This window comes from Legionella resiliens (genome assembly GCF_021344005.1).
GTDB classification, from domain to species: Bacteria; Pseudomonadota; Gammaproteobacteria; order Legionellales; family Legionellaceae; genus Legionella; species Legionella resiliens.
Genome location: NZ_JAJTND010000004.1, coordinates 167,938 through 189,585, shown reverse-complemented (window position 1 = coordinate 189,585; position 21,648 = coordinate 167,938). Strand labels below are relative to the sequence as shown.

The following is a 21,648-nucleotide window of genomic DNA, read 5'->3' as shown; positions in this document are numbered from 1 at the left end:
TCTATATACTTGCGCCATTTTGTCTTAAATAAATGATCCTAAAAAATCGAGGTATTTTATGTTTGGAAAAAATGATTTTTTTGATGGCATCGACGAATTTGATTTCTTAGATTCTAATTTTGACGGCCTTGATACTTTTGGAGAAAAAAGTACGTCAAGTCATTTAGAGAATCCAAAAGAAGTACTGAAACAAAATGATGAACCCCCCTATACCCCAAGTGATTTACTGAATTGGCCTCCTTTTGATCAATTTGATTTATTTCCAGTAATTGACTCGCAACCGTCGCCTCAGGTCGAACATCGCTCCAAAAAGAGAAAACTTAATGATATGGAGTTACAGGGTAGGATTGAATTCCTTGAAGAAAGACGGGGCGATCTCCAAGATGAAGAGAAAAAAGAATTAAAAAAAGCAAAAAATGCTTTAAATCAACGTCATGCGAGAGAACGAGCGAAACAAAAAAAAATTCGCCTGGAACAACAAGCTGAAGCGTTGAAGACGAGTATTTTGGAAACAAGTAAAACGATTAAAGAGCTTGAAGTAGAAAATAATGCTCTAAAACGAGAACTATCCTTTTTATCCGGTTTAGCTAAAACGGTTCAGCAAATTTGTAATCACTCATCCGTTGAAGACTATTTCTCCCGGAGTAATCCATTCGAAAATCCTTCTCTAACTCCTTCCCCTGATGATATCAACGCCACTAACATTCCCTCGGACTTAATAACCATGGACAGTCAATTTCTCACCGAGGATACAAGTCATTATTTGCATACGGAGAATGAAAGAGCGCCTTATTTAGTACATTTTAATCAGGGCAAACTTTATAATTACAAAAATGAAGTAATTTTAGATAGCAGATTACTCTATGTCCTTGATAAAAATAATAATCTTTATGCCGTGCCTTCCAGCTATAATTGGAGTCATTCCTGGTTTTTTGCGGGGCAGCCAGTAAAAGCTGCCGGTTTTATAGAAACAGATAACACCGGTGAAATTTCTTCAATTAGCAATGAAAGCGAGCACTACAAACCTACTATGCTGCAGATGTTGCCGGCATTGCGCTATTTTTCACAACAAATTAAACTGTCCCAATCTCCTGAAAAATCAACAGTTGTTTACGAAAGTCATGACAGGGCAAAGGAAGGTATTATTCTTACTTACCTACTCAAAGATATTGCACGATTAAATGGAGAATACGATATAAATAATGTTTTACATAAGCTTACAGCGATGGGCAGACAAAATACAAAAAAAACCAGCGTAGTAGCAAAAGAAATACAAGGATATGAAACTAAGATTAATGATGATAATTCAGAAGTAGCAGTGTCTCGTTATGGTTTAGGCCCGAATAGAACTTAATCGCTTCTGTACTCCATGGAAAATAAGTATTATTTTTAAATTGACTTAAAATTAACTTATTCCAAACGAATCAACAAACCTGGATTACCTGTAATCCAGGTTTCGGCTTCACACTACATTTGGCCACGCATGCTAATTTTCTCCTCTTTTGCCTTAAACCGGATATAATCGCAACTTCATCCACATTATTGTAAATGAAGTTCTCGTGCTATGTCGGAATACTGAAAGAAAACATCATTGTACTGAGCAGGCTCATTATGAAATTTTTTAAAAAGTTATATGTGCAGGTTATCGCGGGAATTATTATTGGTATTGTTCTGGGTATAGTTGCTCCAGCACTCGCTATCTCATTTAAACCCTTTGCGGATTTATTTGTCAAGCTAATAAAAATGATGATTACCCCCATCATTTTTTTAACCCTTGTTTCAGGTATTGCTGCAATGAGTGACTTAAAGACGGTAGGGAAGATTGGGGGTATATCATTGATTTATTTTGTGCTCACAACGCTTTGTGCCTTAACTTTGGGGCTGGTTGTTGCAAATATATTCCAGCCTGGTACCGGGATGAATATAGACCCATCCTCTTTAAATATATCTGAAGCACGATCATATCTTGGTAAAGCAGAGCAAATAAACAATGTTCAGGATTTTGTTCTAAATATTATTCCTGAAACATTTTTTAGTGCATTTATTCATGGGGAAATTCTGCAAGTGTTGTTTGTTGCAATCATATTTGCATTGGGTTTGATGTCTTATGGAAGCAAAGGAAAATTTATCTTGGAAGGCTTCGAGCATCTGGCAAAAATATTTTTTAATATAATCCATGCAATGATGCATTACGCTCCAATAGCAGCTTTTGCTGCGATGGCTTACACAGTTGGTCAATATGGCGCTCATTCTTTGCTTGAATTGACTGAATTACTGATTTGTTTTTATTTAACTTGCATTGCATTTATCGTGATCCTGCTCGGCAGCGTTCTCTATTTTGCTTTAGGCTTAAATGTATTTAAAGTAATCCAGTATTTAAAAACTGAAATTTTTATTGTTTTTGCTACCTCATCTTCTGAAACAGTCATGCCTAATTTACTGGAAAAATTAATTGACTTAGGGTGCGATAAATCAGTGGTCGATTTGGTGATACCAACAGGTTATTCTTTTAACCTGGATGGGACCGCAATTTATCTTACCCTTGCTGCTTTATTTATCGCACAGGCAACCAACTCTGATTTAACGCTTCATCAGCAAATCTTTTTATTGCTTATCATGATTATCAGTTCAAAAGGAGCGGCCGGTGTTAAAGGCAGCGGTTTTATTATATTGGCCAGCTCCCTGGCGGCTATAGGCACGATCCCCGTTGCAGGGGTGGTTATAATTCTTGGAGTAGATCGCTTCATGTCTTCCGGAAGATCTTTAACCAATATGATTGGTAATGCCATTGCTGTATTGATTATTTCAAAATGGCAAAAATTGATTAACATGAAACGAGTTCACGAAAAGCTTGCTTAGAAAAACAATACGTGCAGCCCCGGCTGCAAGCAGCCCGGATTAAGTGAGAGTGCTTGTGGGTATTTCTGGATCGAGTGATTTTTGAGAAAACACCGCTGGTTTCGATAATCCAAAAAAGGTTCCGTTATAATCTGAACTCATCTTGACATGCTCTTTTCCTGTTTTCATTAATCCTAAGAAGGTGTCATAAGCAGCCTCAACATTGTTGAGCGAGGTTGCAACCTGAACACGAGCTACTTCAGAGCTTGATGCTTCATCTATTTTTGTCTGGCTTGTGCTTAAGTCAATTATGAGTGAGAGTTCCTCAAATGTTGCCATAGCTGGATTCAAAGCGATCATGGCTGATAAGCTGTCCCAAAATTGTAATTTACCATAAAATAATTCGGCTCCCATCTCTCGTAATAAGGACGCTAACATATCTTTGACCAATTTTAATGAGGGTAATGTTTCCTTATCCAATCGTGCATAAAACTCTCGTGTCATAGGCATTTGACGGGTAATATCGATTGGCACAAGCCTTATGGAAAGATTTTTTGTGGTAAACACAATTTCTGCGGCTTTTGGATCAGCGTAAATATTCCATTCTGCCTGGGTATTTTTTGTATTAGGAATCAGATCTGAAATATTTCCCGGTACTTTTACAGCGCCTCCCATAATAACTACTTTTTCAATTTTTTCTATGCAATCAGGATGAACAGATACCAGCTGAGCAATATTTGTTAAAGGGCCAGTAGCTACTATCGTTATTTTTTCATCACTGGACATTAACGTGTCATACATTAACTGAACTGCAGAATCAGTAACTTGAGAATCTGCAATGGTGGGCACATCGGTATTATTTAAAATAGTATTTGCTTCTTTATTAATATATTCGGGAAAGGGTGTACCATGATGATCCAAAGCAGCATTAATTCCGTATGCAACAGGAATTTTTGCTGTGGGTTTTAACATCCGACATACTCGCTCCATATTTTCGGCACCAATTTTGGTAGTCGACTCTCCATAGGCTACAGTGACAGCAACTACATCAGCATTTAGCAGCAATAAACATAATGCCATTATATCTTCATAGGCAGCATCACCATCATGTATTACTTTCATTACAAATCCTTATATTTTTAAATACGCTGTATGCTACGTTAAATTCATAAAAATTTCTGCATTTCCTCTACGGAACGAAATAATCCGTGGGGCTCCATTTTTCAAGCTACAAAGGTATGGTGTTCTTGCATTAACCTCAATTTTAAAAATTCTTTAGTATATTCAATAACACTTGGTACAGGCATTGTCTATCTATATTTAAATGAGTTTTTGTTAAAAAAATACTCATCGATTCGATTTAGGTTTTTTGAACAAATATATTTTATCGTGAGGTTGAATTAATTAAAAAAACAAGATGTTGAGGGTGTTCGAGATCTTCAATGAGTTAGTTTATCCGCCATGTATTATTTTTATTGCAAATACTTATTATATTTTAAACATAGTGTATGGTATGTTTAATTCATAAAAATTTCTGCATCCAGATAGAACGAGCAAAATTTTGAAACAGGCTAAGGAGTAGCGTGTATGCCCAGACTAAATACGATTTACGGTTATTATGATCCCTTAAAATTTATTAAAAAAACTCACACTAAAGAGGATCTCATTAATGAAAAGGAACTCATTGGATATCTCAACAGTGCATATCGTCATGCTTTAAGGAAAATATTACTTGCAAACCCTGCTTCTTTCGCAGAAACATCACCTATATATAATCTTTGTATTGATGTCATATTAAGCAGCGATGACTTAACCCAGATCACCGTAAAGTGGATTGAAGATCAAATAAATAAAAGTAAGGAGCTCCATAAATTAAACCATTTAAAGTCATCCGACCCCAACTTTGAAAAATTCCAATTAATAAAGGCAGTCACCAAGGCACATCAAGCCAATATGGCTATTGATGAACATTTTGTTTCTTATGTAAACAGCACTCTGGCTCTTGAGGATCTATTAAATAAAGACTATCCATTTGGATTTTTTGCCTCTAAAAAGAGCGCGTCGGCAAATAAAGAGGCTATTGAGGCGCTTAAAAATGCTTTAAAAGAAAATCCAACGAATCTATTAGCCCATTTATCCACCTTACGTAAGGGTGAATTAGGCGGCGCTATTAGAGTCTTTGTAAAACAAGGTTTGGCAGATAAATTACTGAATGGCAAAACAGTTCATACGGTAAGCGATTTTATAACAGCATTACACGAACAAGTGAACCTTAACCAGCCCCGAACAGCTGGTGTGTCGTAGCCTTATTGCTTGCAACAAGAAGTTCCCTCCTCATCTTCCCTTCGGGACTGCAGGCATCTCCCTGGATCAGATCTGTGCTTGCGACCCATGGCTTCTCTGCGGGATCCAGTGTTTTTAGTACCGATCTTCTTAGATCCTGGTAATGAAGGACTTTATACCTAGTATTGGGCACTGTATGGAATACCTCTTATTTTTGCAATTGGTTGTTCTATCGTTTATCCCAATTTTGAGACCAACAACCAATCCATTACGGAATGGTTGTAGTTTTTTCACTGAAACCAGAAACTCTTAATATCTATTTTTCTTATTCCTGTTCTTGAGAATTGTGCTCTAAAAGATGCGACATAGAACGCATTTCCTGGGTCATTCCGTAGTGTCTTTTTAGAGAAATAAAAGTACTCCATCCCCACCAATTTGCGGTAAAGCGACGATCGTATGGATTGCTTATATCTTTTCGACGTAAAAGTTGTTTCGTACGCTCATCCCAATAAAATAAGGGTGAAATGTCCATGCTGTGCTCGTCTTTATTTTCATCTGCCTCAGGAATCGAGGCAAGGAGCAGATGGTAATCGTTGATTATTCCATAATGATAGGTGTTAAAAACATCATCGGCAGATTGCTGTAACACACGCGCCAGTTTATTTCTATTCTCTTCATTGGCGGGATTAAAATAAGAAAAATCACCATAGACAATCCAATGTTCCTGATTTTCATTATGCACATGTAATCCTTCTCTATTTTCTTCGTTGTGCATATAGCTTGCTAATAATGAGCCCAGTAGTGAAGGATAAACCTCTTGAGCAAGTTGTATACGCGGAGTACGCAGATGGCCGGCAGCAAAGTGATCCGACAAAAAATGACAGGCAAAAGCATCCATTGCATAGGCTAATTCCAAATCCTGTCTTAAACCCGTTTCCCGCGCTTTTAAAGCTTGCGACAATGCAGCTTGATGCCCGCTTAAATAAGCAATTTGTGCATTCGGGATGAAATGATCATAATTTTCCATAGCTAATTTCAAATAACGCCCCGGGAACACCCACCAATTCCAAGAGAGGCAGCCGCCCCCCGTAATGCAGTTAACTTGTCGACCTACTTCATTACCAATGCGTTGATAAATGACTTCTGGTGTCTCTCCGTGCTGCATGCCCGTTTGGATTGCCTGTAGTTCCTGCTCAATGACGTGAGTGAGTTGATTGACTTCATCTACAGCGCGAACCTCTTTAGCAAAGGAATAAAAGGTATTTAGAAATCGCTGGTGTCGTTCTTTGGGAGTTTTTCCTAAACTAATAGGCTGCCCAACAATACCGCATAAATCGCCCAGGCTTAAAATATTCCCATAGGTGAGCTTAAGGCCATTGCGTAAATGCAGCAAACCATTCGTTTCAGGCGATTTGGTTGGCTCAAATAAAAGCGCCACCTGTTGTCCTGCTGCTAAATGCTCGGATAGAGCAAAACCATGATCAAGCTGTTTTGAGTCTGAAGGCAAATGCCCTAAATAGGATGCCTCTTCCTGTTGTTCTGCCAAGTATTCTACTTCTGAAAAAGAAAATGGCGGAAGCTGCGCGGCATAACTATTTAATGAATACACCGCAATAAATGTCGAAAGGAATCTTAAAGTCTTTATGCCCCACCCTCTCGGTTTAAAAGGCTGCCAATCCATGAAGCGATGTCCTAATCATTTATAAGCACAGGGTGTTACTATAACTTTAAATTCCCATCATTTCCAAGCAGTTACCTCCTGGTTGCTTGCAACCAGGAAGTTCCTATCATTATCCCTATTTTTTCGTATCACCACTACTTGAATTATTTGGCGTTGCTTTTGGCATCTCTATAGTAGGTGCCTCAATTGTCGTTTTAGGTGCCTCTATAGTTGTACTTGGAGCCTCCTTAATTACTGCAGGAGCTGTAGGTGTTGTAGTGCCAAGACTCTCACGAAAGAAATAATATGCTGCAATAACGACAAGGATAACAATCACTACTATAGCAACTATTGCAACACTACTACTTGAATCATTTCTAGCCATTATAATCTCCCTATAGTTATAATCCGTAGCAATTCAAGTGTAAATTTATTGCTTAACCCTAATAAGTATAGAATAAAAAAACAAAGTGACTTTAGAACTTTCACAGCCCAAGAAGCCTGGTTGAAGGTCTGAAAGACCTGCGGTTCAAACCGAAACCGCAGTTTTTGCTGCTTGTTTCTTTAGGAGTTGGTCTCATCCTAAAATCCCCCGACAATTAGTATTGATTTCCTTCTCCTAATTAGCCTAGTAATATGAGCCATAAGAGTTTGAAAATGGGGTGGGATTAAATTTCCGTTCCTCTTGCGTTTTATCCTCTTCTCTTATTTGCTCCACTGCCTGAACAGATTTAGTTGAGTGTGTTTCTTCTTGAGATTGAACCGTTTGTGGTACTGGTTCTTGCTTGGGCATAAGCTGAAGTATTTTTTGTGTACTATCACTAGGAACAGTAACTTCATCCTGCGACTGAGATACTTTCGGTGAGTGTTTTTGATAGTTTATTCCGCGCCCACATCGTACTTTCTGCAAAGCTTCCCAGTTTTCTTCCCAGCCTGTAGCAAAGCCATATTTTTCTTTAAACCACCTCATCGCATGCTCTAATTGAAAATAGGGTTTGATGAGTGTCTCAGCAAGAATATGTCCATTTCCTTCATCTGGGCCCTTTGCAAAAAAAACTGTTGCTTTCCTTTCTTTTAAATCACCGGTTAAATCGATCGCAACCCACCCTCTCCATGGCCCCATATCACCTGTCTTAAACGCCGTTAGCGGTTTGCCATTTTCATCTACTTCAAGTTGAAAACCCAAACATTCTGCTACATATTTTAAATCACGGTGATCCGACACCGTCTCTTTTGCCCAAGGATCCTGCGTCATTCGAATTTGAGGATTAAAAGCATAGTTCAATGTTTCATCGTTCATCCAGGCTTGCACGAATAGCGCATAATCTTCAGCGGTAGTGGTTAAAGTATTTGCTGCGCATGGTTTTTTTCCAAAACTGCTGTGGTTCATATGTAAAGGGTCAAACACATATTTTTTAGCAAGCACTTCAAGATTTGCGGTATGCCCCCGTTTTGCTACTTCTTCAATAATTTGGGGTAAGTAGGGATTAAGCTCCTGAACATCAGTGAGCTTTTGTAGATTACAATTGAGTGCGTTTAAGTCTATGGTGCCGGATCTTCCTACCCCTGTAATATCAAAAATTGTATATCTAAGATTCGGAGGATTGATTGAAACATACAGTTTATTTTCTTCAAAAGAATCATTCTCTGGCATTAAAGCAAGTTGTGGTTCGTGCAGTTTTTCCATCACTTTTTGCAAATAAAACAAAGGAAGCCCTGAATATCTATAATATTCTTGTCCGGGTTCAAATTGATGATTCACCTCATTGGTCCAGTTATTTAAATCAAAACCGGTTTTATGAGCAAGAATCATGGCCGGCGTCAATGCATTAATACGTGCGATATCCTCTTCATTGATTTCTTCGTCCTTTTTCCATTTAAAACCATGTTGTTGACAAAAGTCCTTAAAAGGCAAAATGTCATTAAGCCTATTCATATCTAAAGAGAGCGTGCCAGTTTCTGCAAGTTTTAATACAAGATAAGCAAATACGGGTTTACTTAGTGATGCAGCGCCAAAGACCGTATCTTTATTCACGTCCCCATAGCCATGGGTTACAGGAGTGCCATTACCCAGCACGGTAGCCACACTTACTTGTTCTATATTGGCTTCCCTCCTAATCCATTCCACATCAGACTCTGTTCTTTTGGACTTAAAGGTCAATGAACTTAAACCTTCTACAAGTGAAGTGGCTAATTTAACAATTCTTGCTTTCATGCTGTTTCTCCTACGATGTTACTGTTCGATAAATCCATTATATCGAAATACAAATCGCCAATTGTATAAACTTTGTATATATTGAGTATGTTTAGACAGGCAATGGGGGATTTGTGGAATAATGAGCCCGCAGGACTACACTAATATTAAACCGCATAAAATGATAAACGATGAATATAAATATATTGTTGGTTGAGGATAACCTTAAGTTAGTCAAGTATTTAAAAAAAATGCTTACTGAAGAAGGGTATCATGTTGCTACAGAGTCTCGAGGAGATAGTGCTGCCTATCGTATCATTAGAGACCAGCCCGATTTAGTGATTCTTGACATCATGTTGCCAGGGATGAATGGTGAGCAAATTTGTGAAACAGTACGTGATGCGTATCGAGGTAAAATATTGATGTTAACTGCTTTGAACACAGAGCAAAATGAGGTAACCAGCCTTAAACTTGGTGCGGATGACTATGTCACGAAACCCGTTAAAGAAGAGATATTAAAAGCAAGAATTTCTGCGCTTTTAAGAAGACCCAGCTTAATTGCAGAATTTAAAAAAATTCAATTTGATAATTTAATTATTGATTTAATAAAAAAGAGTGTCCGTTATTGTGGAAACCCCATTGATTTAAGCCCAAGTGAATATGAGCTACTCGCTCTGTTAGCAAAGAATGCAGATACCGTTTTAAGCAGAGATAATATTGATTATGCATTACGTGGTCGGGAATACGATGGAGTGGATCGAAGTATTGACCTTAAGATATCACGATTAAGAAAGATATTAGGTGATGATCTGGAGAATCCTTATCGAATTAAAACGATTTATGGAAAAGGATATTTATTTTTATCGGATGCATGGAAAGATAAATGATAAAATTATACCTAAAAACAATTTGCGCTTCTTTATTGATATTATTTTTCATTCTTCTGGGTTTTTATCTCTCCTTTACTTACTCCATACGAGTAAGTTCCCAAAAAGTTCATGACATTTTAGGGATAGGCAATTTTTCAGTACTCGAACACCGATTACTTAAATCAAATGGAGCACAATTGTATATATCTATTTCGCGATCTCATGAGGAATTAAAAAAATTATTCCCACAAAACAATAATGCCGCCCAAGTGATGGCTATAAGCTCCCTACCCCTTACAGAAAAGGAAAAAGAACAATTGCTTGCAGGTGGTGTTGTTTATAAAGATGAACAAAATCTTATGTTTTTAACCTACAGTCTCCATGATGTCTATGCCTACAAGCGTCTGGGCAAGAGTCCTTATGTTTTGAAAATACAAGTAGGAACATCGATGAATGAGATCATTCAAAGTTCAACTTATCTGATGAGAATGCTCATTTTAAATTCGTTAAATGCTACCCCGATGAGCAAATGGAATGAAGCATTAGATACGCTCCAGCTACAGTATCAGATTCCTTTAGAACTCACATCAATTAACAGTACCCATATTGCTTATAAAACCAAAAATAAATTAATGAATGGTGAGGTAGATTATGACATTCCAACTGATGAGAACCCTATAACAACGATTTATTTTAAAATTCCTAATAGTGACAAAATAATACGCGTAGGCCCTTTAAACTACCCCTATTTTTCACTTCAATTATCAAAGATTCAAATATACTTTGTTATCACAACAACCTTTTTAGCTGTTTTTGCCGTGGCAGTTCTCACGTGGTTATTCAGCAGAAACAGCGCAAAAATACATAAATTAACGCAAGAGTACAGCCAAGGTCACTTTAATTATGAGGTGCACCTGAATCGCTTTTCAACTTTAAGAGGTGTCTATGAAAATGTTGTTGCTATGGGTAACAAAATAAATTTACTGATACAATCACAACAAAATATGGCACGATTTGTCGCACACGAAGTTCGTACTCCATTATACACCATACAATTGGCACTTGATTCCTTAAAGAAAATTAAAACTCAGTCCAGTGAAGAGCAAGAACATATTGAAAGCATCGAAGAAGATATCCAAGAATTAAACCGGTTGATTCATACGTTTTTACTCTATTCACAAAGTACGACCCATGAACTTAAAATAAATAAGGAACGACTTAATCTACGTAAATGGCTTGAAAATTTATTAAAAACGCATCAATCCTATGAAGTAAATGTGTTATTTAATTTCCAACAAAACGATAATGAATTGATATTTTTTGATCCGAAACTTTTATATCACGCAATAAATAATCTCATTAGTAATGCACTGAAACACGCCCGTAAAGAAATACTCATCAGTTTGGAATATCAAAATAAATCAGTGATTATTCGCGTAGAGGACGACGGCCCGGGTGTTCCTGAGCGGGATAGGGAAAAAATAGTAGAACCCTTTACAACATTAAATTCGACCGACACTGCAGGAAAACATATTGGGCTAGGTTTATCCATTACGAAATCCATATTGGGTTTACATGACGGAAAGCTTTCAATTAATGATTCGAAGACATTAAAAGGGGCGAGTTTTAGTATTATCTTGCCAAGAATAACTTGATTTGTATTATTAGTTAGACACAATGCTTAATTATAGGCCTCAGTCCAAAATCCATAAACGAGTCGTTCATCAACACTCGGCGCAAACCCTATTGATGTATTGACTAAGGGGAGATTGACCAAGACTTTAACATGGCTTTAGCAATGGATAGGGTATCTTTCTCTTGTGCTATGGGAGACGCATAGACAAATCTTAAATACTTGGGTGCCGTTTTGCGTTCGACCATAACAGCCAAGAGTTCATACCAAAAACCATCTACTGAATAAACGGCGATGACATAATATGCCTTTAAATTGCTGCCATCGGACGCTTTTATAGTTAATGGGCCCTCGTTTAAAAATTTAATGTTTTTATTGATGGATTGGGTAAAATCATTTTTCAGGTACGTTACATCAGGTTTTTCTTTAAATAATTCAATCACACTTTTGTACCTATCATCTAAGCTTGACACAAAAACCACCCAGGGTTTTTGAGGGATACCAAATTTTTGCACCCCTGAACTATCCAACCATTGTTTCCAGGCACTAGGATATTTAATCGTATACCGATTGCCTGGATCATAAAAAACCTGCTCTAGAGGGACATTATCCGTTGATAGCTCAGCGACTGACGAGGGCAGATTTGCTAATTCGGGTTTTACATATGAGGATTCGGGTTTAGTATTTACTTCACTTAAAGGAATGGTTCGTGTACACCAATCCAGGCAGGGCCTAAACGTTCCATTAGTGCATAATTTGCAGTCTAATAATTTTATAGTTCCTACATAATCATTTTTGATAGCAAAAATAAACGATTTTTTTTCTGAACATTGTACGCCCCACATCGCCCAGTTTGCTACTTCAAAATTAAGAAACTCTATTTTAACGATGTTACAAGGTATGTTCGTCGCACTAAATTGTTTATTAAAGAACGCTTTTCTATCCCCCTCAGAAGAACTTAACAAGTCCAGATTCGCTGCATTTGAATAGATATTGGATACAAATTGGGTTGCTGCTCTCGATATGGCTTCAAGCCCCTTTGGCGAAGCCTGATTTAAATTATTATTCGCTCCCACGCCGTAACTAAGAAAAAAAAATAATACCATCAAGAGCCATTTCATCATAATCATCTGATACCCATATAGAGATATAGAAAGTTTATGCAGTAAGTACCAATAAGTAAAATATAGAGAAACACCGGATCAAAATACTCAGGCAATTGCCAGGAACAATGAAAGGCAGCCTGGTTCCGGCCTTACATCTAAACTCAGGCGGCGCTTGCTTCATTAATGACTTTGAAAGAGATTTTATATGAGGAAACTCATCAATAAAATTGCCAGCTTTTTTTCTTAAACCATTGGAGATAGGTTATATACAGAGTGGTATAATTAAGTAATATATCATAAAGACTATAACAGGAGTTTGTGGTGAGTAAGGCTTTTACTAAAGAAGGTGATGAGTATACTGAACCAGAGCGTCCAGACTTAGGGTTACCCAGTGTCAAAAATTATATGACCCCTATTGGTTTTGCAATGCTGCAAACTGAATTACGTGATTTAGTTAGTAATGAACGGCCTGAGATTGTGAAGGTAGTAAGTTGGGCAGCGAGCAATGGTGATCGATCGGAAAATGGAGATTACATTTATGGAAAAAAACGTTTACGTGAAATTGATAGACGCATTCGCTATTTAACAAAACGATTGGAAAGCGCTGAAATAGTCGATCCGAAACTTCAGGTGGGTCTTACTCAAGTATTTTTTGGCGCCACTGTCCAATATATCAATGAAAATGGTGAATCCAATTCTGTCAAAATTGTAGGTCTTGATGAAGCAGATATTAATGCGGGAAAAATAAGCTGGGTTTCACCCTTGGCAAAAACATTGCTGAAAGCTAGAGTTGGTGAGACTAGGACCTTACGGGTTGGTGATGGAGAATGTAATTTAACAGTGACCAATATTTTTTACGAAGTATAGTTTCATGTTTAAATTCAAGTCATTGAACATGTCCGTTCCTAAATACGTTTTGTATTACGCATTTCGATGCGAAAGAGTTGCACATTGATTAATCACGTGGATTACAATAAAGAAAACGGATTACCTATTTGAATCAATGACTATAAATCAAGGAGATTGGCGCCTAGCCTGGTTGTTTGTAAACAGGATTTCCAATTTACATGTTTTCTTTAAGATAATGCCGAACCATCCCACAACTGGGAGTGGTTCGGTACCTAAGCGCTCGGAGCGTTCCATCTATCCAAAGTATGCAAGAAAATTAATCAAGTTAGGCCCTTTCATACTACCCCAGCCAGTTACAAGATCATAACCAGGTACTGCTGAAAAACTGCCGGACTGGCCGAAGATGATATCATGAAAAACAATACTATAAACGGATGATGCTCCAAGATAATAAAGAGTGTGGCTAATAAATCCAAGCGTCGTCTGGTGCGTGGCCAGTGTTTGTTGATTAGCCAGAGCTATATAGCCAGCCCACATAGGGGCCGCAAAACTAGTACCTCCCAAACGGTTTGCCGTACAATTTCGATTGGCGCACACATAAAAAGTAAAATTCGCATTGGCAGCTACATCTGGGCCATTGCGCAAAAATCTCGAACCATTATTGCTGGTATTTATCACTCCTGGAATAGTCTGCCATGGGGGGATTGGAACATTGTTTGGGGAAATACCGCCGCCGCTATGCGACCAGGCAGTTTCCGATTGCCAGGAACCGCCTGGACCAGTAGTAATTAAGTTGGTACCACCCACTGAGACAACATATGGAGAGTCTGCTGGCCATGCCGCCGCTCTGCCGCTCTGCGTCCAGGTAGAATCATCGCCCGATGCTACAAAAAAAGTTTGGCCCTGAGCCATCATTCTCACCCAGTACGGATTAAGGGTGTTTGGATCAGCAGGCGTCCATCCCCATGAACAGCCAATAGTAGTTGGTAGAGGATTATGCGATACCATAGAACTGAAAATTGCAGTATCGGTGGAGCCTATGTACATTACCAGGCTTGCAAGTCCAGGAGCCATACCAAGAGCTTGTGTCATATCAAGTGTTTGCTCGGTGTCATCACACGACGGATACACACAACTCGTTGGCGTACCGTCTGTGGAGAGCAAGATTATAGGAACCCTATTGATTTGACCAATGTTAGCGAAATATTGGTACAAATCAATCAGATCTGTACCAGCATACTCAAGCAACCCGAGATGTTGACCTGCGCCCGTCAGAGTCCCATTCACTCCATAGTAAGCGGCCCTCATGTCACTTCCTAAGAACGAGTTCAGAGGACCAGAACCCGTAATAGCCCAAGGTTCAACCAGCTCCTTATCTCTCTTCTTATACTGAGGATGAGGTATTGAATAGTTGTCCAAGCCAGAGATATGCCATAGAGGAAATGGCAAGTCCACTGTGGGCTCGCGATCTGGAGCATAAAATGTGCGGTTTTCTTTGTCGTCCTTGAACATCTGCATCGATATATTGAAGGTTTTCTCGATATTCGCTACAGAGCCCTCAATCTGAATGTCCATACCATCGCGGGAGCCTCCGACTACCTTAAAGCCGTGATCTTTGGCGAAATGAATTACAGTGTCATAGTCCTCCTGACTCGGACCAAATCTATCGGTAAACTCTGATACCGTTAGGAACTTCCGATAAAAGGGGCTTGCAGGGTTATAAAGTTCTTTTACAAAACTGTCTAATCCCTCCTGATCACGCAGTGGTAATACAATGTCGAGACGCAAAACTTTGGTCGCAAGCATAGGGCGCACATATGCCACACTTCCATTTGCAATTTCCGGGTATATATGGTGGGTTAGGAAATCTTGTGCCTGTACGGCAGTACTCGCCCCATAGAGGGCTATCGTTAATCCTAGAGCTATAGAAAATCTTCGTAAAGTTGTCTCGCCCAAGTGTTTTTCTGATCGCTGCATAAATACCTCCCTGTTATTTATTTAATAGCTGGTACGATAGTAAATATCAGAAATGATAACGCACTCCTGTCTCTCCATGTGGCTCAGCGTCCCATACTCCAGAATATGAATACTGCCGCAGCATGCGCTTGAAATGGTTATGAGGCCAAGGACAATCTTTTCATCTCATCATCTTTAATATCAAATAATAAGCAAAAAGATCCGTTGTCATTATAAAAATCTTTACAATACCATTTTTAAATGTATTTCCCAAAGAAAAAATATCACTAAAATTTTTTTAGACCAAATGTATTTTACTTCGGAGTTTTCTATTCCTGAGCACCTAAAAACAAAAGTGATCCCAGCAAACAAGACTTTAGAAGGTGAAGTGCTTTCTCCTGAAGAAGCGCTTAGAGGTTATAATGCTTTGCTGTGAATTAAGCCCATATAGTGGAGCGTTATAGCTCTTGGGCAGTGATAGATTTTAAACATCTATATCGGTATAGTTGTGACTATTTTAAACATAATAAGGAGATGGTTGTGGGCATCAAAGTTACGATAAAACTTGATAATGCAAAAATTAGAATTTATTTGGAAAGCAATGACGCAACAATTAATGAAATTGAGAATTATTTAAAAAAGCAAGGTTATAAAAACATTGATGAATGCATGAACGTCGAAGCAAAGACCCGCGAAAAGAAGCCTTCGGGTTACAGCCTGGCAAGTTATTCGATGGCATATAACACGAATGGAACAGAGAGTAATAAAAAGCTTACAATTGAATCCTGGTTTAAAATTGCAAAGCACTTTACCGATGAAACTCTTGCTACAGCAATTGAGAATTTGGTAATGCCTGTGCTCCCTCCTGTTAATGAGGAGATAGTGCTTCCTAAACCTAACATGAAAGTATCCGATTTAAAAAGTCGACACTACATCACTGCATTTGAACAAGATAACACACTTTTAGATGATGTTTTAAAGTTGGTACAGCATTTTGAATCAGTGGTATTAGATGTTAGAAAACAAGCTGGGCTTGAACATGACACGATTCCTAGTGATGTGGATGTCGCGTTTGACCATATATCACCGGCCATTCATGCAAAAGGGTTAGCAGTATTTGGTTTAATGCCAAAACCATCCAACTTCCCGAGTAGTTTGCCAATGAGTTCATATACATTTTCCTTAAGTAACAAGTACTAAGATATATCGAACAATATTAGCCCTGGTTGTCCGCAGCCAGGTGGAAATATGAGGGAAAAATCGCAAAAAATGATCTGCTCAGCGAGGTAGCCTGTTGGTCAAATTAATCATAAATATCTCAGTTAAAGAATCAAAAACGATAAAAAAAATCCATCCAATTATGAAATTGTTCAAAAAGTAATCTATTATATAAAAAAATGATGTAACTTTGATGTGTGTTGTATGTCTTTCAATATGTCTTTTGATAATCGATCTAATGAATTCTATTCCCTGGATCAACTTGATGCTAATTCTAAAAAAATTATAATCGATATTATTAGCGGAGCTAAATCATCCCAATCTGATGCTGCGATTGTTGCACAAAATGGTAAAATTCTAGGAGCGTATTTTTCAAGGCCGCACGTAGGATCAATTGAAGCCATGTCAGTGACCAAGTCAATCGTTAGCTTGGGTATTGGGATATTATATGACGCAAAACTGATTTCATTGGATGATCCGATTTTTCGGTTTTACCCAGAATGGAGGCAGGGGGAAAAAAAATTCATTACGGTTCAGCAATTACTAACACATACTTCTGGTATTCAGTCTGATCCAACAACCAAAGAGATTTATGCTTCTCCAGATTTTGTGCAACTCGCGTTAGCTGCAGAACTCAGTAACCATCCTGGAGAAGTATTTTTCTATAACAACAAGGCAATCAATTTATTAGCTGGCCTATTTAAAAAAATATCAGGTTTGCCAATGGATCACTTTATCGAAATCACCTTATTTCAACCCTTAGGAATTACTGATTATGCCTGGATGAAAGATTCTGCTGGCAATCCTCATGGTATGGCAGGACTGCAAATTAAAGCAGAAGATTTGCTTAAAATTGGTGAATTGATACTGAATAACGGCATTTGGAACGACAGGCGTATTATCAGCAAAGAATGGATTCGATTATCCATGAATCCAGAGCCACTCTCTAATCGCTTTGGCAGTGGAGTCACTTATATGTGCGGTTTGCTTTGGTGGGTAAAGATGCAACCAACGATGTATTTTGCTGAAGGATATCTAGGTCAATACCTTGTCATTATCCCTGAAAAAAATATTGTAGTAGTACGCCAGATGCAGGCATCAAAAAACATGCAAACAAATACGTTCCCTGACTTCTTTAACCTAGTGAGCCAATTGGCTGCTTAACTGAATCCAGGTAACTGCTCTGCATTTAGCTGTATGCCGGGGAAAAAAAGAGGTAGTTGAATTGCTTTAAGCAAAGGTGCTAAAACGGATATTGTGGATACTAGTATAAGACTCCGCTTGATTATGCAAATGCAAGAGGATTTACCGCAATCGCTGAAATGCTTACTAAGTTCCAAGAAGAACAGAAAAATGAAATTTCAGTGGTACCTGAACCAGTAAAATCTCAAGAGCAAATTAGTGTTGTTCAAAGTCAAATGGGCCTTTTTGATCATTCAAGAGAGAAAGTAAGCCCTACAGTAGTAACAGAAAAAAAGGTCACCATGGATATTTTCTAGAAGCCGATTGGGACGGTAGGATTTGAACCTATAACCCGACCACCCTACGCACGAGCCAGGCCCTTTGCTTAGCAAACCGCTGAGGTGCATCAAAGCTTATAGGGATTTCTTTTATTTACCTACCTATGAGTATAAAAATTGCAGCTACCAAAGCAACTACAGCGGTGATGGTGCTGGGAATTGCAACTCCAGGCGCCAAGATACCAAGAGCCACTATAATCAGGTAAACAGCGAGAAGAATAAAACCTATATTTTTGGTGAATTGCATCGTTTAATCCCTTATTAATTATGTTCCGAACAATAAACATCTAGAATGAACTTCTAATTACTCAGGATTAACTCTAAAGGGAATATACAATACCGTCAATATAAGATTAATTTAGTAAGATAAATGAAATAAAGTGAAATCCAGCAGTAGGTCATTTTCACCTGAGGTACCGTCAGTTTTTATAAGAGCCTCCAATAATTTTTTCGCCTACGTACCGCGCTTTATGCGCGGTATCCAGGGGAGCTTGCTTCAGAGAAACTCAGCAGTATATGACACAGGAAGGGCTTTGGGTGCTTGAGGAACAGATTATTGCGTGCCATCAAGATCAAGTTCTCCAAGAGGGTTATGGACCGGGTATAGGAGGTCATTAATGCTTCAAATGGTAATTAAATTCGCTTCGAGGCTATAAAACTCATAATGATGTCCACTGACTCATTGACTAAATGCTTTGACGTATCAATTACAATGTGCTTGCTTTCCCAAGGATCATAATCACGATCCAAAACAGCTTGCCATGTAGGCAGTTTATGACCTTCTATATCTGCAATGCGCTCTTCTACTCGACTTTGATGAACTTTTTCATCGGAGCAAATGAGTTCAATCTCAATAAAATCTGATTCAGTTTGTTTTGCCGCATCCTGCCAATCTTTACGCGTTATGGCAATCGGATTAACCGAGTCAGCCACAACATTTAAACCTAAGGCTAAATTCTCTCGAGCGATTGCATAACTGATTAAGTAACCCTCTGAACCGACTACCAATGAATCAGGATAGCCATCTAAGTTCATTAAAGTCTGCTCAATGGTATCTACTCTCAGATAGACTGCCTTTAAACGCTTGGCTATCATTTTAGAAATCGTCGTTTTGCCTGTTCCGGGCAACCCACCAAAAATAATTAACATCGCAAGATTACCTTTTATAAATGTTCGTAGAATTCCAACTCTACCCCTACGTCGCGCGGAAGCCGCAGGGCGTAGGCAGAGGTGGAGCCGCTTGTTTTTAAAAGCCCCACACTAGATTTTCTAAATCCTTCAAGCTTCTAACTTTATCCTGCCAATTAGGAATTCTTACCTGGATGTTCAAATTGCTATATTGGTGGAGCAGCATTAATGCAGTCAATTGATGACTTAACCTGTTTGTCAACTCATGCGGCAAGTAACCATAAGCCTTTAAAAATGTGTGCAGTAATTGCTTGTCGCCTTGTATAAGAAAAGCGCCAGGACCGAGCAAATCATACTCTGGCAAACCGAGCATTGCATCTCCAAAATCAATTAAACCACTAAGATGCCAAACGCCATCTACTTGCCCAACTAAAAAGTTCATCGGAGTATATTCCCCGGTTAAGAGAACTGGTTTTTTTATTTCCGGTAATGCCTCTTTGATTGAATCAAGGTAAGCAGGCAGCTGTTGCAGTAAAGCCGTTGAAAGTCCTTTAGCTCGATGTTGCTCTATGCAATGCGCTATTTGTTTTTCAAGAAATTGCGGCCAATGACAATCAATAGCCTCAAGTCCATGGATCGGTAAAGTATGCACTTCTCGAATGAGTGCTCCCAATTCATGAAGAATGACCTCTTTGTTGTTGTGAGCCATGTTTTCCCAAAGATTTTCTAAAAGCGTTCCCTCAAGTTTACTGATGATAAGATAAGGCCAACCAAATAGCTCACCTTCATGCTCAAGTATAGGCGTTTTGATCGAAAGCTTTCCATGCACATGCTTCAATACCAATCGCTCACTTTTAAATTGGCTTTGATGAAACGGCGGAAAAATTTTAATAACTTTAGTATCCCCATATGAAAAGACAATATTTGTCCCTTCAGAAAAGAGCATTAATGATGCTTCTGGTAATTGGTGTCTATGGATAATCGCTCTAGCGAGGTCTTCTTCAATATACTGCTTAAGTTTTTCATAGTCTTCAAAGGTATGAATCGCTGCGAGTGTTTGATTTAAAGTTGTGGTATCCATCAATTTAATCCTGATATATTTAATTGATTTGCAATTTTTGGCCAATCATAAACATTATTAACAAGAATTTATACTTATTCAGCGAAGTAACCCGTTTGCTTGTTTAAATTTCCTAGAATGAGATGTTGCTGCAGAGAAAGCTAACGTAGTCCCTAATCTAGATTCCGAATTTAATTCTACTTTTAATTATAAGTTCTTTTGAAGCTTGGATTTATAAACAACAAGTGTATCGAGCCTTAACCCTTATCTCCCTTATTTTGGGGTACATTATATTACTCTCTCCCGAAATATATTTTATTTCAAAATATAGCATTTTATTACAAAACACTATATTCTTTGTGCTTTGGAGAAAATATGGGCATAGTAAAAATTTCTGACGAGTTGCACGAAGCAACCAAACTGATGGCAAGAGCAATGAGCCGTTCAATTAATTCTCAGGCAGAATATTGGATTAGAATAGGGAAACTGGCAGAAGAAAACCCATCAATTACTTATTCTGAAATTCTCAAAATTTTAATAAACCAAGCATCATTAGGTGAAATACGCGATGTTAGTGAAGACTGCTGAAGAAATAGAAAAAATGCGAATTGCCAGTAATTTGGCTGCATCTGTACTGCAAATGATAGAACCTTACGTGGTTGAAGGTGCAAGCACCAATGAGCTTGAACGAATTTGTCGTCAATATATTCTCGAAGATTTACAAGCTATTCCCTCCACTTTAAATCATTATGGGTTTCCGGCATGCATTTGCACGTCCATAAATCATGTGGTTTGCCATGGCATCCCTTCCGATAAAAGACTTAAAAATGGCGATATTATTAATATCGATGTGACAGTACAAAAAAACGGTTATATTGGGGATACAAGCAAAATGTTTCTGGTTGGCAATGTAAAGCCTTTTGCTAAAAAATTAGTAGAAGTGACACAAGAATGCCTATATAAAGCGATTTCGATAGTGCGTCCTGGGACTCATCTCGGAGATATAGGCAGCATAATCCAAAAGCATGCAGAACAACATGGATATTCAGTCGTGCGAGAGTTTGGTGGTCATGGAATTGGGAGAGCAATGTGGGAAGAACCTGACGTGATGCATTTTGGCAAACCAAATACAGGATTACAATTACGGGCAGGAATGACTTTTACTATTGAACCAATGCTCAATTTGGGTAGCAAAGAAGTTAAAACTTTAGGAGATGGTTGGACTGTTGTCACAAAAGATCACAAATTATCTGCACAGTGGGAACATACTATTTTAGTAACAGATAGTGGACATGAAATCCTTACCTTAAGACCAGAGGAGCAATGTTAGATAT

General features: G+C 38.3%; 21 protein-coding genes. 12 read left to right on the top strand and 9 right to left on the bottom strand.

Annotation, left to right across the window (positions count from 1 at the left end; all coding sequences use genetic code 11):
- Nucleotides 1–58 precede the first annotated feature (58 nt).
- Together LXO92_RS06380 and dctA are read left to right on the top strand one after the other, a co-directional pair.
- On the top strand, nt 59–1,354 hold the full coding sequence (locus tag LXO92_RS06380; protein ID WP_232890632.1) for a hypothetical protein: 1,296 nt from the start codon (nt 59–61) through the stop codon (nt 1,352–1,354).
- A gap of 257 nt (nt 1,355–1,611) precedes the next feature.
- On the top strand, nt 1,612–2,859 hold the full coding sequence (dctA, locus tag LXO92_RS06375; protein ID WP_232890631.1) for a C4-dicarboxylate transporter DctA: 1,248 nt from the start codon (nt 1,612–1,614) through the stop codon (nt 2,857–2,859).
- A gap of 39 nt (nt 2,860–2,898) precedes the next feature.
- Here dctA and LXO92_RS06370 read toward each other — a convergent pair whose 3' ends face one another.
- Nucleotides 2,899–3,960, bottom strand: coding sequence for a nucleoside hydrolase (locus LXO92_RS06370; RefSeq protein WP_182351841.1), 1,062 nt, complete (start codon nt 3,958–3,960; stop codon nt 2,899–2,901).
- 465 nt (nt 3,961–4,425) lie between these two features.
- On the opposite strand from LXO92_RS06370, the gene LXO92_RS06365 reads away from it, so the two are divergent.
- Entirely contained in the window at nt 4,426–5,142 is a 717-nt protein-coding gene (locus LXO92_RS06365) for a hypothetical protein (protein WP_232890630.1), read from the top strand.
- A gap of 304 nt (nt 5,143–5,446) precedes the next feature.
- On the opposite strand, the gene LXO92_RS06360 is transcribed toward LXO92_RS06365, so the two are convergent.
- The 3 genes from LXO92_RS06360 to LXO92_RS06350 all read right to left on the bottom strand — a co-directional run bounded on the left by LXO92_RS06360 (nt 5,447) and on the right by LXO92_RS06350 (nt 8,996).
- Nucleotides 5,447–6,802, bottom strand: coding sequence for a phospholipase (locus tag LXO92_RS06360; protein ID WP_182351839.1), 1,356 nt, complete (start codon nt 6,800–6,802; stop codon nt 5,447–5,449).
- A gap of 115 nt (nt 6,803–6,917) precedes the next feature.
- Nucleotides 6,918–7,166 carry a hypothetical protein gene (locus LXO92_RS06355; RefSeq protein ID WP_182351838.1) on the bottom strand — a complete coding sequence of 83 codons (249 nt, stop codon included), beginning with the start codon at nt 7,164–7,166 and terminating at the stop codon, nt 6,918–6,920.
- Between the two features lie 243 nt (nt 7,167–7,409).
- On the bottom strand, nt 7,410–8,996 hold the full coding sequence (locus tag LXO92_RS06350; RefSeq protein WP_182351837.1) for a serine hydrolase: 1,587 nt from the start codon (nt 8,994–8,996) through the stop codon (nt 7,410–7,412).
- 170 nt (nt 8,997–9,166) lie between these two features.
- Between LXO92_RS06350 and LXO92_RS06345 the strand changes: the two genes are divergently transcribed.
- The gene (locus tag LXO92_RS06345) at nt 9,167–9,862 is read left to right on the top strand and encodes a response regulator (protein WP_182351836.1); all 696 of its coding nucleotides are present in this window, start codon (nt 9,167–9,169) and stop codon (nt 9,860–9,862) included.
- Nucleotides 9,859–11,499 (top strand): ATP-binding protein, encoded by a 1,641-nt coding sequence (locus LXO92_RS06340; protein WP_232890629.1) that lies wholly within the window; start codon nt 9,859–9,861, stop codon nt 11,497–11,499. The genes LXO92_RS06345 and LXO92_RS06340 overlap by 4 nt, the downstream gene beginning before the upstream one ends.
- Nucleotides 11,500–11,602: 103 nt before the next feature.
- On the opposite strand, the gene LXO92_RS06335 is transcribed toward LXO92_RS06340, so the two are convergent.
- The gene (locus LXO92_RS06335) at nt 11,603–12,601 is read right to left on the bottom strand and encodes a hypothetical protein (protein ID WP_182351834.1); all 999 of its coding nucleotides are present in this window, start codon (nt 12,599–12,601) and stop codon (nt 11,603–11,605) included.
- Between the two features lie 303 nt (nt 12,602–12,904).
- Between LXO92_RS06335 and greB the strand changes: the two genes are divergently transcribed.
- Nucleotides 12,905–13,450, top strand: coding sequence for a transcription elongation factor GreB (gene greB, locus LXO92_RS06330; RefSeq protein ID WP_182351833.1), 546 nt, complete (start codon nt 12,905–12,907; stop codon nt 13,448–13,450).
- 276 nt (nt 13,451–13,726) lie between these two features.
- Here greB and LXO92_RS06325 read toward each other — a convergent pair whose 3' ends face one another.
- Nucleotides 13,727–15,238, bottom strand: a complete 1,512-nt coding sequence (locus tag LXO92_RS06325) for a S53 family peptidase (RefSeq protein ID WP_255466081.1) — start codon at nt 15,236–15,238, stop codon at nt 13,727–13,729.
- A gap of 690 nt (nt 15,239–15,928) precedes the next feature.
- Here LXO92_RS06325 and LXO92_RS06320 point away from each other — a divergent pair.
- The 4 genes from LXO92_RS06320 (at nt 15,929) to LXO92_RS06310 (ending at nt 18,105) form a co-directional block, all read left to right on the top strand.
- Nucleotides 15,929–16,588: a nitrogenase component 1 family protein gene (locus LXO92_RS06320; RefSeq protein WP_232890626.1), complete on the top strand. Its 660-nt coding sequence runs from the start codon at nt 15,929–15,931 to the stop codon at nt 16,586–16,588.
- Nucleotides 16,589–16,810: 222 nt separating this feature from the next.
- Nucleotides 16,811–17,770, top strand: coding sequence for a serine hydrolase domain-containing protein (locus LXO92_RS06315; RefSeq protein ID WP_232890625.1), 960 nt, complete (start codon nt 16,811–16,813; stop codon nt 17,768–17,770).
- 4 nt (nt 17,771–17,774) lie between these two features.
- A complete protein-coding gene (locus tag LXO92_RS17265) occupies nt 17,775–17,840 on the top strand; it encodes a hypothetical protein (protein ID WP_425600747.1) in 66 nt (21 codons plus the stop codon).
- Nucleotides 17,841–17,928: 88 nt separating this feature from the next.
- Complete coding sequence (locus LXO92_RS06310) at nt 17,929–18,105, top strand: hypothetical protein (protein WP_182351828.1); 177 nt, start codon at nt 17,929–17,931, stop codon at nt 18,103–18,105.
- A gap of 115 nt (nt 18,106–18,220) precedes the next feature.
- On the opposite strand, the gene LXO92_RS06305 is transcribed toward LXO92_RS06310, so the two are convergent.
- From LXO92_RS06305 to LXO92_RS06295, 3 genes are all read right to left on the bottom strand, one after another.
- The gene (locus LXO92_RS06305; RefSeq protein ID WP_182351827.1) at nt 18,221–18,373 is read right to left on the bottom strand and encodes a hypothetical protein; all 153 of its coding nucleotides are present in this window, start codon (nt 18,371–18,373) and stop codon (nt 18,221–18,223) included.
- A gap of 386 nt (nt 18,374–18,759) precedes the next feature.
- Entirely contained in the window at nt 18,760–19,275 is a 516-nt protein-coding gene (locus LXO92_RS06300; RefSeq protein ID WP_182351826.1) for a P-loop nucleotide/nucleoside kinase family protein, read from the bottom strand.
- Nucleotides 19,276–19,372: 97 nt separating this feature from the next.
- Nucleotides 19,373–20,335, bottom strand: coding sequence for a phosphotransferase family protein (locus tag LXO92_RS06295; protein ID WP_232890624.1), 963 nt, complete (start codon nt 20,333–20,335; stop codon nt 19,373–19,375).
- Nucleotides 20,336–20,689: 354 nt separating this feature from the next.
- Here LXO92_RS06295 and LXO92_RS06290 point away from each other — a divergent pair, with 354 nt between their 5' ends.
- Both LXO92_RS06290 and map read left to right on the top strand, forming a co-directional pair.
- Complete coding sequence (locus tag LXO92_RS06290) at nt 20,690–20,902, top strand: ParD-like family protein (RefSeq protein ID WP_182351824.1); 213 nt, start codon at nt 20,690–20,692, stop codon at nt 20,900–20,902.
- Nucleotides 20,883–21,644, top strand: coding sequence for a type I methionyl aminopeptidase (map, locus tag LXO92_RS06285; protein WP_182351823.1), 762 nt, complete (start codon nt 20,883–20,885; stop codon nt 21,642–21,644). The genes LXO92_RS06290 and map overlap by 20 nt, the downstream gene beginning before the upstream one ends.
- Nucleotides 21,645–21,648 lie beyond the last annotated feature (4 nt).

Excerpts from the sequence above, each read along its gene's own strand:
- LXO92_RS06380 (WP_232890632.1), top strand. The coding sequence starts at position 59 with ATGTTTGGAAAAAATGATTTTTTTGATGGCATCGACGAATTTGATTTC.
- dctA (WP_232890631.1), top strand. The coding sequence starts at position 1,612 with ATGAAATTTTTTAAAAAGTTATATGTGCAGGTTATCGCGGGAATTATT.
- LXO92_RS06370 (WP_182351841.1), bottom strand. The coding sequence starts at position 3,960 with ATGAAAGTAATACATGATGGTGATGCTGCCTATGAAGATATAATGGCA.
- LXO92_RS06365 (WP_232890630.1), top strand. The coding sequence starts at position 4,426 with ATGCCCAGACTAAATACGATTTACGGTTATTATGATCCCTTAAAATTT.
- LXO92_RS06360 (WP_182351839.1), bottom strand. The coding sequence starts at position 6,802 with ATGGATTGGCAGCCTTTTAAACCGAGAGGGTGGGGCATAAAGACTTTA.
- LXO92_RS06355 (WP_182351838.1), bottom strand. The coding sequence starts at position 7,166 with ATGGCTAGAAATGATTCAAGTAGTAGTGTTGCAATAGTTGCTATAGTA.
- LXO92_RS06350 (WP_182351837.1), bottom strand. The coding sequence starts at position 8,996 with ATGAAAGCAAGAATTGTTAAATTAGCCACTTCACTTGTAGAAGGTTTA.
- LXO92_RS06345 (WP_182351836.1), top strand. The coding sequence starts at position 9,167 with ATGAATATAAATATATTGTTGGTTGAGGATAACCTTAAGTTAGTCAAG.
- LXO92_RS06340 (WP_232890629.1), top strand. The coding sequence starts at position 9,859 with ATGATAAAATTATACCTAAAAACAATTTGCGCTTCTTTATTGATATTA.
- LXO92_RS06335 (WP_182351834.1), bottom strand. The coding sequence starts at position 12,601 with ATGATGAAATGGCTCTTGATGGTATTATTTTTTTTTCTTAGTTACGGC.
- LXO92_RS06325 (WP_255466081.1), bottom strand. The coding sequence starts at position 15,238 with ATGCTTGCGACCAAAGTTTTGCGTCTCGACATTGTATTACCACTGCGT.
- LXO92_RS06315 (WP_232890625.1), top strand. The coding sequence starts at position 16,811 with ATGTCTTTCAATATGTCTTTTGATAATCGATCTAATGAATTCTATTCC.
- LXO92_RS06310 (WP_182351828.1), top strand. The coding sequence starts at position 17,929 with ATGCTTACTAAGTTCCAAGAAGAACAGAAAAATGAAATTTCAGTGGTA.
- LXO92_RS06305 (WP_182351827.1), bottom strand. The coding sequence starts at position 18,373 with ATGCAATTCACCAAAAATATAGGTTTTATTCTTCTCGCTGTTTACCTG.
- LXO92_RS06300 (WP_182351826.1), bottom strand. The coding sequence starts at position 19,275 with ATGTTAATTATTTTTGGTGGGTTGCCCGGAACAGGCAAAACGACGATT.
- LXO92_RS06295 (WP_232890624.1), bottom strand. The coding sequence starts at position 20,335 with ATGGATACCACAACTTTAAATCAAACACTCGCAGCGATTCATACCTTT.
- LXO92_RS06290 (WP_182351824.1), top strand. The coding sequence starts at position 20,690 with ATGGGCATAGTAAAAATTTCTGACGAGTTGCACGAAGCAACCAAACTG.
- map (WP_182351823.1), top strand. The coding sequence starts at position 20,883 with ATGTTAGTGAAGACTGCTGAAGAAATAGAAAAAATGCGAATTGCCAGT.